Origin of the sequence: Citrobacter sp. CK198, from assembly GCF_030333295.1 — a bacterium.
Classification (GTDB): domain Bacteria; phylum Pseudomonadota; class Gammaproteobacteria; order Enterobacterales; family Enterobacteriaceae; genus Citrobacter_B; species Citrobacter_B koseri.
In genome coordinates this window covers 471750-486312 of sequence record NZ_JAOWGE010000034.1, presented here as the reverse complement: position 1 = coordinate 486312, position 14563 = coordinate 471750, and the positions used below count along the sequence as shown (strand labels likewise).

The window sequence follows — 14563 nt, the reverse complement described above, 5'->3', positions numbered from 1 at the left end:
CCCCACAGCGCTACAATGCCCGCCCTTAACGTAGGGGCACTCCCCTAACCGCCTCATTCAGTGAAGCGGATCTGACCTGTCATCAGAACGAGAAAATTATGTTTAAACCGGAACTCCTTTCCCCGGCGGGAACGCTGAAAAATATGCGTTACGCTTTCGCTTATGGCGCAGATGCCGTGTATGCGGGCCAGCCGCGTTACTCCCTGCGCGTGCGCAACAACGAATTTAACCACGAGAATTTGCAGCTCGGCATTAACGAAGCCCACGCGCTTGGCAAAAAATTCTATGTGGTCGTGAACATTGCGCCGCATAACGCGAAACTGAAAACCTTTATTCGCGATCTTAAACCGGTTGTGGAAATGGGGCCGGATGCGCTGATCATGTCCGATCCTGGGCTTATCATGCTGGTACGTGAAAACTTCCCGGAGATGCCGATTCACCTTTCGGTGCAGGCCAACACCGTAAACTGGGCAACGGTGAAGTTCTGGAACCAGATGGGGCTGACCCGCGTTATTCTTTCCCGCGAACTGTCGCTGGAAGAGATTGAAGAGATTCGTCAACAGGTGCCGGAAATGGAGATCGAAATCTTCGTACACGGCGCGCTGTGCATGGCCTACTCCGGTCGTTGCCTGCTCTCTGGCTACATCAACAAACGCGATCCGAACCAGGGAACCTGCACCAACGCCTGCCGTTGGGAATATAACGTGCAGGAAGGGAAAGAAGACGTCGTGGGCAACATCGTCCATAAATACGAACCGATTCCGGTACAGAACGTCGAGCCGACGCTGGGTATCGGCGCACCGACCGACAAAGTGTTTATGATCGAAGAAGCTCAGCGTCCGGGCGAATACATGACCGCGTTCGAAGATGAACACGGCACCTACATCATGAACTCGAAAGATCTGCGCGCCATTGCTCACGTTGAGCGCCTGACCAAAATGGGCGTGCACTCACTGAAAATCGAAGGCCGTACCAAATCCTTCTACTACTGTGCGCGTACCGCTCAGGTTTATCGCAAAGCGATCGACGATGCCGCTGCGGGCAAGCCGTTTGATCCGCAACTGCTGGAAACGCTGGAAGGCCTGGCGCATCGCGGTTACACCGAAGGCTTTCTGCGCCGCCACACGCATGATGACTACCAGAATTACGAGTACGGTTACTCTGTTTCTGAACGTCAGCAGTTCGTGGGTGAGTTCACCGGCGAGCGTAAAGGCGCCCTTGCTGCCGTTGCCGTGAAGAACAAATTCTCCATCGGCGACAGCCTGGAGCTGATGACGCCGCAGGGGAACGTCAACTTCACTCTGGAGCATATGGAAAACGCCAAAGGTGAAGCAATGCCGGTGGCGCCTGGCGATGGCTACACCGTCTGGATGCCGGTGCCGCAGGATATGGATCTGAATTATGCGTTGTTAATGCGTAATTTTTCCGGCGAATCCACGCGGAATCCACACGCTAAGTAGTTAATCCACGTTATTTTTTCATTATGGGAAGATTCTTAGAAATCGATCACATACCGCCTCGTTCATTACGGGTATTATCCGAGGCGCTGAAAAACATAACCCATAAATGCTAGCTGTACCAGGAACCACCTCCTTAGCCTGCGTAATCTCCCTTACGCAGGCTTATTTTTTATCTCATCGTTGCACACTGGAAAAGAGCCATTCCCTCCAGTATCCACATCTTAGTTGTTCCATTCTCGTTTCACATCCATGTGTTTTTGGCACACACGCCTTGTTCACTCAGCGCCGTTCCCCTATAAAAATAGAGGTATAATTTGACAATATAGGGTTAAAACCCTATATTTAAGGCCTGCCATGTAGGGTGTGCTCTTTAACAATTTGTTTTACAGGGGATGTTTTATGACCCAGATACTCTGGACGGGTAGAGCCGTTAAGGATCTGCGAAAGCTACCTGCTGATGATCAAAAAGCTGTACGTGAGAAAGTAAACGCCATGCAGTTATACCCAGACATTAGCTCTCTGGATATCAAAAAACTCACGGATCAAGACGGGCAGTACAGATTAAGGGTGAAAAGCTATCGAGTTCTCTTCGTATTTGTAAACGGAGAACCGCTGATCGTTGAAATTCAGCGCATATTACGCCGTAGCTCATCAACCTACTGACAGACGGCGGGGAAACCCGCCCGTTTCCATCTGTAAACAATTTGTTAATTAACCGACAACAACTATTAGCATGTAAATGTAAAAAAGGTAATCTTATGGCCGCTATCCAATTTATTACAGACAGTCGAGGCCGCAGAGTCTCTGCTGTTGTGCCAATTGACCTCTTCGAAAAGTTAGTTAGCGACAGAGATCTTGATGAACTGTATGACACTGTACAAGACGAATCAGGCGCATCTGATAATGTTCGTTACCCCAACGAAGTGATCAGCATTCTTTCTGAGCGAAATTGCACCATGCAAGCGGCATGGCGCATTTACAGAGGGATGACGCAAAAACAGGTTGCGGAAGCCCTGGGCATCAAACAGGCGACTGTCTCAGAGTTTGAGAAGTCAGAACGCCCACGTAAAGATAACATCGAAAGATTAGCAAAACTGTATAACTGCGCTCCCGAGCAACTCATCCTCGAATAGCCAAAAAAGCCCCGGAAACCGGGGCTTTTTTGGCTGAGTCTTTATCCTTTCCTTTACGCTCCTGATTCATTTTCAGCCTGTTCTGACCTTTCCGCGCCTTTTCTGCTATACACTTTCAACAGGTTAACGACAGAGGCAAACAAAGGATGGCTACGTTTCCCGCCAGCTTACTGATTTTAAATGGCAAAGGCGCTGATAATCAGCCCCTGCGCGACGCGATAGGGCTACTTCGCGATGAGGGCGTGGAGATTCACGTCCGGGTCACCTGGGAAAAAGGCGATGCCCAGCGTTATGTTAATGAAGCCAGACAGCTTGGCGTTGAGACAGTTATTGCGGGCGGCGGCGACGGCACCATCAATGAGGTTTCCGCCGCGCTGATTCAGTGTCAGGGCGGCAACGTTCCCGCGCTTGGCATTTTGCCTCTGGGCACGGCCAATGACTTCGCCACCAGCGCCGGCATCCCGGAAGCGCTGGATAAAGCCTTAAAACTGGCGATTGCCGGTAACGCGGTTGCGATCGATATCGCTCAGGTCAACGATAAAACCTGCTTTATTAATATGGCGACAGGGGGTTTCGGGACGCGCATCACCACCGAAACGCCGGAAAAACTCAAGGCCGCGCTGGGCGGCGTCTCTTACTTTATTCATGGGCTGATGCGCATGGACACCCTCAAGCCCGATCGCTGTGAGATTCGCGGCGAGAACTTTCACTGGCAGGGCGATGCGCTGGTGATTGGCATTGGTAATGGTCGTCAGGCCGGTGGCGGACAACAGCTCTGCCCTGGCGCACTCATTAATGACGGGCTGCTGCAACTGCGGATCTTCACCGGGGAGGAGCTGCTTCCGGCGCTGTTTTCCACATTGACGCAGCCGGAAGAGAATCCCAACATTGTCGATGGCGCATCCGCCTGGTTTGATATTCAGGCTCCGCATGAGATCACTTTTAACCTTGATGGCGAGCCGCTCAGTGGTCAGGAATTTCATATTGAAATACTTCCCAACGCGCTGCGTTGCCGTTTGCCGCCAGACTGCCCGTTACTGCGCTAACGAAAAAAGAAAGTAAGCGCAGAGAGGGATAATCAGACCGGCGACATCCCGGAACCTCTGCGCTCACAAACGGGTCATTTACCCTGCGGCCCTAACCGGCGGGGCCAGCGTCTCCAGGAGTTGCGGCATTGACGTGTAGCGCCCGATGGCCTCGCTAAAGCAGGGGTGCTGGCAGCCGTCAGACACCACGATGGTATCAATTCCGGCGGCCTGCGCGGCGCGAAAACCGCTCAGGCTGTCTTCAATCACCAGACACTCTGCGGCGGGCAGGCTCAGCTTTTTCAGCGCGGAGAGATACACCGCCGGGTGCGGTTTGCCGTAGAGTTCATCGTCGGCGCTGCAAATGACGTCAAAATGCCCCCGGAGATTAAGTTTAGAGAGAACAGCCTCAATAACCTGATGGGATGATGACGTAGCCAGCGCAATCCGATACCCCCCGTGGCGAAAATGATGCAATACCGCGTAGACGCCGTCCATCGCTTCGCCTTCCGTTGCAATAAGTCCGGTAATGCGTTTGCGAATGGCCGACTCCAGCACCCCGGGGTCTGTCTGCAACGGGCAGTATTCGCACCAGACGCGGGCAATCTCATCCAGTCGCTTCCCTTTGGTTAACGTTTCACACTCCTCGTCATTAACCGTTACTCCCCAGCCTGCCAGCGCGTCTTTTTGCGCCTGACGCCACAGCCCTTCGGAGTCAATGATGACGCCATCCATGTCGAAAATTACCGCTTTACTCTTCATCATTTGCCGCCTTAAAAAGACCCGGCAGCGCAGCCGGGCCCGACATCATTAAGAAATACCGACCGTTTCGCCTTCACATGCCTCCTGACGCGTGAATCCGGGTTGTTCAACACGAATGAACGGACACAGAATAAACGCCACAATATAGAGCAACGTATACGCAATCACGACGCCAATGGTGCTGAAGTGCGGTAACAACACCACGGCGATCGCCGGGGCGAGGAAGTTGGAAAGCCCAGCCGACAGGTTGTAGACCGAAATCGCGGCCCCTTTGTGTTTTGGCTCAAGCGCAGGAAAGACGGCGGCCATCGGCACAAACGCGGCAACGAAGATCCCCAGCGCGATTGCCGGAACCAGCGCCATCGCGAAGTTATGGCCAAAGTGCTGCGGAATGTAATAAAACGCGAGGCTGGAGAGCGCCATCCCGATGCAGCCAAACCAGCGGACAACCTTCATCCAGCCCATTTTCTCTGCCAGTACGCCCCAAAAGACGTTGGAGAAGATGGTTGTGAAGAAGAACGCCGCCCATACCTGTAGCCATTCAGAGGTGGTGAAGCCCAGTTCATCCACAAACATCATCGGCATGACCACCGCAAAACCGAACAGCGATAACGTATTGATAATACGCACGATGCTGGACAACATAATGCTACGGTTGGTGTAAAGCAGCGTGACCGCACGCCCCAGTTCGCTGAACTTTTCACGGGTGGTGAGGTTTTGCATATGGCGCGGCGTTTCAATTTTTCGCAGCGAAACCAGCGCGATAATACCGCCGGTCAGGCAGAACGCCAGCGCCAGCCACAGGGTGCCCATTTCGCCAATATGCGGAATGGTAAAACTCGGGATATAACTGCCGAAAACGCCGATCCCAATAGAGTAGACCGCCCAGAACCAGCCCAGCGCGGCGCTGGTGCTGTCGCTACGGACGTTATGCACAATGGCGACGATAAACGCATAAAGGAACAGCGGATACGCCAGACCGCGAATACCGTAAAACAGCAGAATTAAGGCGTAGTTGGACTGACCCAGCCCAAAAACGAGGAACAATACGTGGAATACGCACCACAGCACAAAGCCGATCATCATGGTTTTTTGCGGCGTGATGATCTCCGCCACTACGCCGGATACCCAGGCCGACAGCGCCGCCGCCAGACCATATAGCGTAAAAGCGAAGGAGGCTTCCGCCGGGGTAAAGCCCAGCGCTTTGATGTAGTGCGACAAAAATGCCAGCTCGAAACCATCACCAGTCATGAATACGGCGATGGCAATATACCCCCAGACCAGACTTAAGGGTAATCCCAGCCATTGTTTGTTAGTTAACGACATATTGACCTCGTTTTAGGGTGCAGGGAGCCACTCCGGTACATTCACCGGAGGGCTTTTGTTATAGAAATTATTGATTTCGATAGTTCAGGTCGTTTCGGTACAGTGCGTTAAACTGCTGATAACGCTGCATCAGCGCCGTGTGGCGAACCGGATCGCCATACCAGGTTTTGTAGACTTCCGGTTTTTCGCAAACGGACGCCAACGGTTTACCTGCCGCAAGGCACGCCAGTCGCGCCGCGCCCAGCGCGCCGCCGGTTTCTCCGCCTTTGTGCGTCACCACGGGCATATCCAGAATATCTGCCAGCAGTTGCGCCCAGAACGGACTTCGGGCGCCGCCGCCCACCAGCGAACATTGTTCGATATTTGTACCGCTCTCCTGCAAAACACGGAGTCCGTCAGCGATGCCGAAACTGACGCCTTCCAGCACCGCATACCCCATCAGCGCGCGCTGGCTGGAGTGCGTCAGCCCCCAGAACATGCCCCGGGCGTCAGGATCGTTATGCGGCGTGCGTTCGCCGGAAAGGTACGGCAGGAACATCGGCGCGCTGGCTTTTTCTGCATCGCTTAACTGCGCGATTTCTTCCAGCAGTTCCGTTTCCGTTGTCCCCACCAGGCGGCAGAACCATTGCAGACAGCTGGCGGCGCTGAGCATTACGCTCATCTGGTGCCACAAATTCGGCAGGACGTGGCAAAAAGCATGTACTGCGGATTGCGGCGCGGGACGGTACGCGTCCGTCACCACAAACAGCACGCCGGACGTCCCCAGTGAAATAAACGCATCGCCGGGCGATACCGCGCCAACGCCAATAGCGCTGACCGCGTTGTCTCCGCCGCCCCCGGCGACCACCACCGAAGGGTTTAACCCCCAGCGTTGTGCGACGACGGGATCGAGCGTGGCAGAAATATCGCAGCCTTCCACCAGCACCGGCATATTGGCCCGCGTCAGCCCGCATTTCTCCAACAGCGCATCCGACCAGTCGCGCTTCTCGACATCAAGCCACAGCGTCCCTGCCGAATCGGACATGTCGGAGACTTTTTTACCCGTCATTTTGAAACGCAGATAATCCTTCGGCAGCAGCACCGTTTCGATGCGGGCAAAATTCTGCGGTTCATGGCGACACACCCACAGCAATTTCGGTGCGGTAAACCCCGGCATCGCCAGGTTACCGGCAACCTGATGCAGCTCTGGGGCGATTTCTTCCAGCTCCGCACACTCCTGGGCGCTACGGGTGTCATTCCACAGAATCGCCGGGCGGATCGTATTCCCGGCGGCATCAAGCAGTACCGCGCCATGCATCTGACCGGAAAGACCGATCGCCTTAATCGCCTGCCAGTGATGACCACATTTCTCCCGCAGGGTGGACATCAGATACTCCGTCGCGTCCCACCAGGCTTCCGGTGATTGCTCTGACCAGTGTTGATGGGGCCGCTGAATCGTCAGCGGCGCGCTATGGGTGGCGACAATGTCATTATTTTCATCAATGACCAGCGCCTTCACTTCAGATGTGCCGAGATCGATACCCAGATACATAGCCACCTCTCAGTTAATCAGCGTGTGAACAGCGGCGATTTTCTCGCGCAGCAGCGCGGCGAAATCATCACGTTCCGTCAGGTCGCCAAACAGCGCTTTATCACTGGCATACGCCGCGATCGGATCGGCGGATTCAAACATGGCATGTACCGCTGGCGCATCCAGAATGCCGTCCTGGTACTCATAAGGCAGCGTGCCCTTGTGCCACTGCTCCATAAAGACGTAAAACAGTGCGGGCAGCATAGCGGTAGCGTTCGGCCGTGCACCGCGCTGATAGCACTCGCGCAGCGTCGGCGCAATCATCGCCGGGATTTTCGAGAATCCGTCGGCGGCAACGCGCTGGTTGGTATCCTGAATATGCGGGTTGGTAAAACGCTTAAGCACCACATCACGATAGGTCGGGAGATCGATGCCGTTATCTCCCAGACAAGGGATCACGTCTTCCGTCACGTAGCGGTCGGCAATCTGGTAGATAAAGTCCGTCAGGGTGCTTTCATGAATATACTGCTGGCCGATTAACGTACCCGCCCACGCAATGCAGCTATGTGATGAGTTGAGGATGCGGATTTTTGCCTCTTCATACGGGATAACAGACGTCACCAGCTCCACACCGACATTTTCCAGCGCAGGGCGCACATCGCGGAAACGATCTTCAACCACCCACTGGATAAAGGTTTCGCCCATTACCGGCGCTTTATCATCAATGCCCGTCTGCGCTTTGATACGCGCCGGAAGATCGGCTGCCGGACGCGGCGTGATGCGGTCCACCATCGTATTCGGGCAGGTCGCATTGGCGCTAAGCCAGTCAATCACCGCCTGTTTGCCGGTCAGTTGTAAAAACTCAACCAGACCATCGTGGAACCGTTCACCGTTGTGACGCACGTTGTCGCAGTTGAGCAGCGTCAGCGGCCCTGCGTTATTGGCCATACGCGCTTCCAGAATACGGGTAATGACGCCGTAAATCGTTTTACAGCCGCCGTTGAGATCGCTCGCCAGATCGGGGTTATTCACTTCCAGCTTGTGGCTGGTGTTCAGGTAGTAGCCCCCTTCCGTCACGGTAAAAGCAATCACTTTGGTCTGCGCTCTGGCGCCTTCGGCAATCAGCGGCTGCAAATCCGCCTGCCACGGCAGCAGTTTCTGAATCGACGTGATCTCTTCGTACTCACGTTCGCCCTCCGGGCTGACCGTTTCCAGCACATAACGACCGTTTTGCGCCGCCAGCGCCTGCACAACGTGCTCGGCGTCATTGCGAATATTGCCGGCGGCAATGTGCCAGCGCGTATCGCCGGAAGCGATCAGACGATGCAGATACCACGCCTGATGGGCGCGGTGAAAAGAACCTAAGCCAATATGAAGCCATGTGTATTGATCGTTCATTGTTCTGCTCTCCAGTGAGGTTATGCCTGCACTCTAGTCGATCATTTGTATTAAATAAGAGCCATAGATCACAAAAGAGCAATTGCTCTATAAAATTACAAATGACCGAAAAAGAGCAAAGAGCTTGCCTCAATCCTGAGCACCCGCCAGAATGACCTTATCGGTTGAGGGAAATTAACGCCCCAACGCCACTCTTAAGGTAGGGAAACGTGAGCAAAGAAGATGACATCAGGCTGGATCAGAAAGTCCGGGCCGCATGGATGTATTACATTGCGGGTTTAAACCAAAGTGAGATAGCCAGCCAGCTTGGGACGTCAAGACCGGTGGTACAACGCCTTATCGCTGCGGCGAAGGAGGAAGGCATTGTTTCGATTGGTCTGCACCATCCTGTCGCGAACTGCCTCGATTACGCGCAGCTTTTGCAGGAAAAGTATCAGTTAATTAACTGCAATATTGTTCCCGCCTACAGCAGCGAAAGCACCCTCGACAGCGTAACCTTTGGCTGTTATCAACTGATGGCCCGCTACTTACAGGGCGACAAACCGACGGTAGTCGGCATTGGTTCCGGGTTGACGCTGAAAAAAACCATCAAACGCATTGATTTCGACAGTCGCAATACGCGCTGCGTGGCGTTGATCAGCGCCATGAACGAACACGGACAATGTAACTATTACGACGACGTCCCACTGTTGCTGGCGCGTAAAATTCAGGGCAAATATTACCAGTGGCCCGCGCCACGCTATGCGCAATCCTGTGATGAATACGAGATGTGGTGCACCAGCCGTCTGTTTCGCAACGTCTCTGCCGTCGCCGAAGCGTCGGAGGTCATTTTTGTCGGCATCGGCGCGCTGGGGAAACAGAGTCCTATCTTCAAAGACGGTTTTATCAATGAGGCGCAACTGGACGAACTGACCGCGCGCGGCGGCGTGGGGGAAATACTTGGCCGCTTTATTGACGCAGACGGCAACGTAGTAGATAGCCTCATCAACCGCTACATCACCAGCTACGATATACGCCAGAGCCAGTGTCCGCGTATTGCGGCGGCCTGCGGTGAAGATAAGCGCCCTGCTATCCTCGCCGCACTGAAAGGCGGCTGGATCAACGGCCTGGTCACCGATGAACATACCGCGCGCTGGTTGCTGACGCGCTAACGCACCATGTTCTGGCTGGCGATCAATTCCGGCGGGATCTCAATACGACGTATTGTGGTGTCGCCGGAATCCACAATCTCAAACACTTTGTCCAGCATGGCTGGCACATCCTGGCGCACCATATCGATATCGTGCCCCAGCAGAGAGACAAACGGGTCCCAGTCAAAACAGCCCATTGGCGGCTGATGGCTTCCTGTCTGCCCGTTCTGCGCCAGCCAGCGCACCACCCCTTCGAGCGAAATTGTCGAATTAACAAACAGCCCCGGCAGCGGAATATCAGGCGACGGATAGACCGATTTCAGTAACCCTTCCACCCTTGCGGAAGAATACCCCGTAACCAGTTGCTGCGTTTCCGGCACCGTCAATCCACACGCTTTATGCGCGTCGAGGAAGCCGCGCAAACGTTCGGCGGTGTTATTGTCGGTGATTCGCCCCCCCACAAACGTCAGCGGAGCCAAAACGCCATACCGCTTTTGGCTGCTGGCGAGAATGCTTTCCGTCAGCGCTTTAGCCCCCGCATAGTTATCCGAAATAATCGACGGCGCCAGCGTTCCGGGCAGATCGAGGTTCAGCGTGGGCACACCCGCCTGATGACACATCTGCGCGATCTTATCCGGGTGCGTCGCCCCGGTGGCGATAACCCAGTCCACCTGCCAGGAGAGCATCGCCCTCGCCGCTTCAACCTCCAGCTCCGGTTGACGCCGCGTACAGGTAATGATGGGCAGCAGCCCCCTGGCACGCGCCATCTCTTCAAACTTTTCAGCAATGGAGCCAAAGTAGCGGTTGTCGTATTTCGGGACAATCATCCCGATGACATTCGATTTCTTACTGCGAAGCAGACTGGCCTGTCGGTTCACCGCATATCCCTGCTCTTCAGCAATCCGGGTCACCTTCTCCGCCAGCTTTGCGCTAATGCGTCGCTTCTTCCAGTTGCCATTCAAAATTGCGCTCACCGCGCTGGCGGAAACCCCGGTTAACTCAGCCAGGTCGTAGATGGTTGTTTTCTTCGTTTTCTCAACGCGCGTCACAAAATCGCCTCTTCATTTTGAATGTCTCTTGCTGAGGAAATAAACAAGTGCTAGATCAGCTTCATCGATTGAGCAATATGCTTCACACGCCAGTCAGAACGCCCCCGTTCTTCGCGCAGAAGCAAATACACCTTAAAAATCACCTATGCATAAAGGATTATAAAATGAATCACTCTGTCCCCTCCATGAATACTTCCCTCAACGGCAAGGTTGCAGCCATTACCGGCGCAGCCTCCGGTATCGGCCTTGAGTGTGCGAAAACCCTGCTTGCCGCAGGAGCAAAAGTGGTCCTGATCGACCGCGAAGGCGAGAAGCTGAAGAAAATCGTCGCGGAACTGGGCGATAACGCGTTTGCGCTGCAAATCGACTTGTTCAATACCGGGCAGGTCGACAACCTGCTGGCAGGCATTATCGAGCTGGCCGGTGGGCTGGATATTTTCCATGCTAACGCAGGCGCTTACATTGGCGGGCCGGTCGCCGAGGGCGATCCTGACGTCTGGGATCGCGTACTGAACCTCAACATCAATGCCGCATTTCGCTGCGTCCGCGCCGTATTGCCGCATATGATTGCGCAAAAATCCGGCGATATCATTTTCACCAGTTCTATCGCTGGCGTTGTACCGGTCATCTGGGAACCTATTTACACGGCCTCCAAATTTGCCGTTCAGGCCTTTGTCCATACAACCCGCCGTCAGGTGTCCGAACATGGCGTACGCGTCGGAGCGGTGCTGCCGGGGCCGGTAGTGACCGCGCTGCTGGACGACTGGCCGCAGGCGAAAATGGAAGAAGCGCTGGCAAATGGCAGCCTGATGCAGCCGATCGAAGTCGCAGAATCGGTACTGTTTATGGTCACTCGTTCGAAAAACGTCACTGTTCGCGATCTGGTTATCCTCCCCAACAGCGTTGATCTGTGAGGAAAAGCGCCATGAACAGCTTACAGAAAACCGTTATCGGCGTGGATGTTGGTTCAGGCAGCGTCCGCGCAGGTATCTTCGACCTGAGCGGCACGTTGCTCTCTCATGTCACGCAAAAAATCACGACCACTCACCGGAGCGGCAGCCGCGTGGAGCAGTCCAGCCAGGAGATCTGGCAGGCCGTTTGTCACTGCATCCGGGAAGCGCTCAGGCAGTCCGGCGCGGCGCCGGAAAGCGTGGCGGGGATCGGTTTCGACGCCACCTGCTCGCTGGTGGTTCTGGATAAAAACGGCGCGCCGCTCCCCGTGAGCGCCGAAGGCGATGCGGCGCAAAACATCATCGTCTGGATGGACCATCGCGCGACTGAACAGGCTGAACGCATTAACGCCAGCCAACATCCGGTGCTGAACTATGTCGGCGGGAAAATCTCACCGGAAATGGAAACGCCTAAGATTTTATGGCTGAAGGAAAATCGCCGCGAGGTGTACGAAAACGCATGGCAATTTTTCGACCTTGCAGACTTCCTGACCTGGCGCGCCACCGGCGACCTTGCCCGCTCCATCTGTACAGTCACCTGCAAATGGACCTGGCTTGCTCATGAAAACCGCTGGGACCCGGACTATTTCCGCACGATCGGGCTGGCAGAACTGGCTGATGACGAGTTTGCCCGCATCGGGCAGCGCATCGTGCCGCCGGGTACGCCCTGTGGCGACGGCTTAACCGCGCAGGCGGCGCAGGAGATGGGCCTGCCTGCGGGCACACCGGTCGCCGTGGGTCTGATTGACGCCCATGCGGGCGGCATCGGGACTGTCGGCGTTGAAGGCGGCGCCCTCAATAATATGGCATATGTGTTTGGCACCTCATCCTGCACCATGACTTCAACGAACGATCCCGTTTTCGTTCCCGGCGTCTGGGGGCCGTATTACAGCGCGATGGTGCCAGGGCTCTGGCTTGTTGAGGGAGGGCAAAGCGCTGCGGGCGCGGCTATCGATCAGCTATTGGCGTTTCATCCCGCCGCCGAAGACGCGCGGAAACTGGCGCAGGAGGCAGGATTACCGCTGCCGGTTTATCTTGCCGATCGGGTGTCAGAAAAAGCGCCGCAGGCGTCGGACGCCGTCACGCTGGCGGCGGGTATTCATGTTGTACCGGAGTTTTTAGGCAACCGCGCGCCGTTTGCCGACCCGCACGCACGCGCCGTTATTTGCGGCTTGGGTATGGAACGCGACCTGGACAATTTACTGGCGTTGTATGTGGCGGGACTGTGCGGTATCGGTTACGGTTTGCGGCAAATTATTGATGCGCAGAATGCCTGCGGCGTACGGAATAAAAATATCGTGATTAGCGGCGGTGCGGGTCAGCATCCTCTGGTGCGGCAACTATTAGCCGATACCTGCGGACTTCCGGTATTAACCACCCAGTGCAGCGAGCCCGTTTTATTAGGTTCCGCAATCCTTGGCGCCGTCGCCGGAAATATTTCCCCCTCGGTTGCCGAGGCCATGACGCAGTTTACGCATGTGGATACCTGTTATTACCCACAGACAGCGTATCAGCCATTGCATCATCGTCGTTACGAGGCCTATAAGCAGTTGCAACACATGGCGAAAATGCTCAGAGAGTGATTTTTGCGCCGTCCTGATAACCAATAACCCTCCCCGGAAACCTGGGGAGGGATACGTGACATCAGGCAATCGTCACTTTATTGTCCAGGTAGACGTCCTGCACGGCGTTAATCAGTTTCACGCCATCCGCCATTGTTTTCTTGAAGGCTTTACGCCCCAGAATCAGGCCCATGCCGCCCGCGCGTTTGTTGATAACCGCAGTACGCACAGCGTCGCTGAGATCGGTCTCGCCGCCCGCCGCGCCGCCGGAGTTAATCAGCCCCGCTCGCCCCATATAGCAGTTGGCTAACTGGTAACGCACCAGATCGATAGGGTTATCGCTGGTCAGCTTGCTGTAAACACGATCGTCGGTGTAACCGAAATTCACCGCCTTATAGCCGCCGTTATTTTCCGCCATTTTTTGTTTGACGATATCTGCGCCAATCGTCGCCGCCAGGTGGTTAGCCTGCCCGGTCAGGTCGGCAGAAACGTGGTAATCCACGCCGTCTTTTTTAAATGCAGAGTTACGCAAGTATGCCCACAGGACGGTCACCATCCCCAGCTCATGCGCACGTTCAAAAGCGGCGGAAATCTCTTCAATCTGACGACGCGACTGCTCAGAACCAAAGTAAATGGTCGCGCCGACGGCCACGGCGCCCAGATTGAACGCTTGCTCAACGCTGGCATAAAGCGTTTGATCGTACTCCGTTGGGTAGCTCAACGTCTCGTTGTGGTTCAGTTTGACGAGGAACGGAATGCGGTGCGCATAACGGCGTGAAACCGATGCCAGTACCCCATACGTCGAGGCCACGCAGTTACAGCCTGCTTCAATAGCCAGTTCGACGATATTCTTTGGATCAAAATAAAGCGGGTTTGCGGCAAACGACGCCCCGGCAGAATGTTCAACGCCCTGATCGACGGGCAGAATGGAGAGGTAGCCCGTTCCGGCCAGACGTCCGGTATTATACAGCGTCTGCATGTTACGCAGTACGGCAGGCGGACGGTTGTTATCAACCATCACGCGGTCTACGTAGTCATGTCCGGGTAAATAAAGTTGGTCAGAAGGAATGGTCATACAACGATGCTGTAAAAGGCTGTCGGCGTCTTTGCCAAGCAACTGCGCAATATCAGTCATAGCTATGCTCCCGTAAGTTCCGATTGAGTACCGGAATGTGGATTGTCCTGACCCGCGTTTTGCGGGCAGCAATAAGCCTGGTACTGACCGGCCATTTTTTCCATCTGTAGCGCATTTTTCAGC

Annotated in this window: 13 protein-coding genes; 7 read left to right on the top strand and 6 right to left on the bottom strand. The window is 55.0% G+C overall.

Going from position 1 to position 14563, the window contains the following annotated elements; all coding sequences use genetic code 11:
- Positions 1–98 precede the first annotated feature (98 nt).
- From trhP to yegS, 4 genes are all read left to right on the top strand, one after another.
- Entirely contained in the window at positions 99–1460 is a 1362-nt protein-coding gene (gene trhP, locus OGY62_RS17330; RefSeq protein WP_286460330.1) for a prephenate-dependent tRNA uridine(34) hydroxylase TrhP, read from the top strand.
- A 399-nt stretch (positions 1461–1859) separates the two neighbouring features.
- Complete coding sequence (locus tag OGY62_RS17325; RefSeq protein ID WP_012131677.1) at positions 1860–2123, top strand: type II toxin-antitoxin system RelE family toxin; 264 nt, start codon at positions 1860–1862, stop codon at positions 2121–2123.
- A 95-nt stretch (positions 2124–2218) separates the two neighbouring features.
- Complete coding sequence (locus OGY62_RS17320; RefSeq protein ID WP_012131676.1) at positions 2219–2593, top strand: helix-turn-helix domain-containing protein; 375 nt, start codon at positions 2219–2221, stop codon at positions 2591–2593.
- A gap of 146 nt (positions 2594–2739) precedes the next feature.
- Positions 2740–3639: a lipid kinase YegS gene (gene yegS, locus OGY62_RS17315; RefSeq protein WP_101744013.1), complete on the top strand. Its 900-nt coding sequence runs from the start codon at positions 2740–2742 to the stop codon at positions 3637–3639.
- Between the two features lie 78 nt (positions 3640–3717).
- Here yegS and OGY62_RS17310 read toward each other — a convergent pair whose 3' ends face one another.
- From OGY62_RS17310 to dalD, 4 genes are all read right to left on the bottom strand, one after another.
- The gene (locus OGY62_RS17310; protein ID WP_286460369.1) at positions 3718–4380 is read right to left on the bottom strand and encodes an HAD family hydrolase; all 663 of its coding nucleotides are present in this window, start codon (positions 4378–4380) and stop codon (positions 3718–3720) included.
- A 48-nt stretch (positions 4381–4428) separates the two neighbouring features.
- Positions 4429–5706, bottom strand: a complete 1278-nt coding sequence (locus tag OGY62_RS17305; RefSeq protein ID WP_286460329.1) for an RbtT/DalT/CsbX family MFS transporter — start codon at positions 5704–5706, stop codon at positions 4429–4431.
- Positions 5707–5773: 67 nt separating this feature from the next.
- A complete protein-coding gene (xylB, locus tag OGY62_RS17300; protein WP_134769242.1) occupies positions 5774–7237 on the bottom strand; it encodes a xylulokinase in 1464 nt (487 codons plus the stop codon).
- Between the two features lie 9 nt (positions 7238–7246).
- On the bottom strand, positions 7247–8614 hold the full coding sequence (gene dalD / locus OGY62_RS17295) for a D-arabinitol 4-dehydrogenase (RefSeq protein WP_047462567.1): 1368 nt from the start codon (positions 8612–8614) through the stop codon (positions 7247–7249).
- 209 nt (positions 8615–8823) lie between these two features.
- Here dalD and OGY62_RS17290 point away from each other — a divergent pair, with 209 nt between their 5' ends.
- Positions 8824–9765: a sugar-binding transcriptional regulator gene (locus OGY62_RS17290; RefSeq protein ID WP_012131669.1), complete on the top strand. Its 942-nt coding sequence runs from the start codon at positions 8824–8826 to the stop codon at positions 9763–9765.
- Here OGY62_RS17290 and OGY62_RS17285 read toward each other — a convergent pair.
- On the bottom strand, positions 9762–10793 hold the full coding sequence (locus OGY62_RS17285; RefSeq protein WP_286460328.1) for a LacI family DNA-binding transcriptional regulator: 1032 nt from the start codon (positions 10791–10793) through the stop codon (positions 9762–9764). The genes OGY62_RS17290 and OGY62_RS17285 overlap by 4 nt on opposite strands.
- Before the next feature lie 164 nt (positions 10794–10957).
- Here OGY62_RS17285 and OGY62_RS17280 point away from each other — a divergent pair, with 164 nt between their 5' ends.
- Together OGY62_RS17280 and OGY62_RS17275 are read left to right on the top strand one after the other, a co-directional pair.
- Positions 10958–11707 (top strand): SDR family oxidoreductase, encoded by a 750-nt coding sequence (locus OGY62_RS17280; RefSeq protein WP_024130189.1) that lies wholly within the window; start codon positions 10958–10960, stop codon positions 11705–11707.
- An 11-nt stretch (positions 11708–11718) separates the two neighbouring features.
- Entirely contained in the window at positions 11719–13326 is a 1608-nt protein-coding gene (locus OGY62_RS17275) for an FGGY family pentulose kinase (RefSeq protein ID WP_047462561.1), read from the top strand.
- A 61-nt stretch (positions 13327–13387) separates the two neighbouring features.
- Here OGY62_RS17275 and fbaB read toward each other — a convergent pair whose 3' ends face one another.
- Positions 13388–14440, bottom strand: coding sequence for a class I fructose-bisphosphate aldolase (gene fbaB / locus OGY62_RS17270; RefSeq protein ID WP_012131665.1), 1053 nt, complete (start codon positions 14438–14440; stop codon positions 13388–13390).
- Positions 14441–14563 lie beyond the last annotated feature (123 nt).

Bases quoted from the DNA above. Each gene is read 5' to 3' on its own strand.
- dalD (WP_047462567.1), bottom strand. From the start codon at position 8,614: ATGAACGATCAATACACATGGCTTCATATTGGCTTAGGTTCTTTTCAC.
- yegS (WP_101744013.1), top strand. From the start codon at position 2,740: ATGGCTACGTTTCCCGCCAGCTTACTGATTTTAAATGGCAAAGGCGCT.
- OGY62_RS17280 (WP_024130189.1), top strand. From the start codon at position 10,958: ATGAATCACTCTGTCCCCTCCATGAATACTTCCCTCAACGGCAAGGTT.
- OGY62_RS17275 (WP_047462561.1), top strand. From the start codon at position 11,719: ATGAACAGCTTACAGAAAACCGTTATCGGCGTGGATGTTGGTTCAGGC.
- OGY62_RS17325 (WP_012131677.1), top strand. From the start codon at position 1,860: ATGACCCAGATACTCTGGACGGGTAGAGCCGTTAAGGATCTGCGAAAG.
- OGY62_RS17305 (WP_286460329.1), bottom strand. From the start codon at position 5,706: ATGTCGTTAACTAACAAACAATGGCTGGGATTACCCTTAAGTCTGGTC.
- trhP (WP_286460330.1), top strand. From the start codon at position 99: ATGTTTAAACCGGAACTCCTTTCCCCGGCGGGAACGCTGAAAAATATG.
- OGY62_RS17310 (WP_286460369.1), bottom strand. From the start codon at position 4,380: ATGAAGAGTAAAGCGGTAATTTTCGACATGGATGGCGTCATCATTGAC.
- fbaB (WP_012131665.1), bottom strand. From the start codon at position 14,440: ATGACTGATATTGCGCAGTTGCTTGGCAAAGACGCCGACAGCCTTTTA.
- OGY62_RS17320 (WP_012131676.1), top strand. From the start codon at position 2,219: ATGGCCGCTATCCAATTTATTACAGACAGTCGAGGCCGCAGAGTCTCT.
- xylB (WP_134769242.1), bottom strand. From the start codon at position 7,237: ATGTATCTGGGTATCGATCTCGGCACATCTGAAGTGAAGGCGCTGGTC.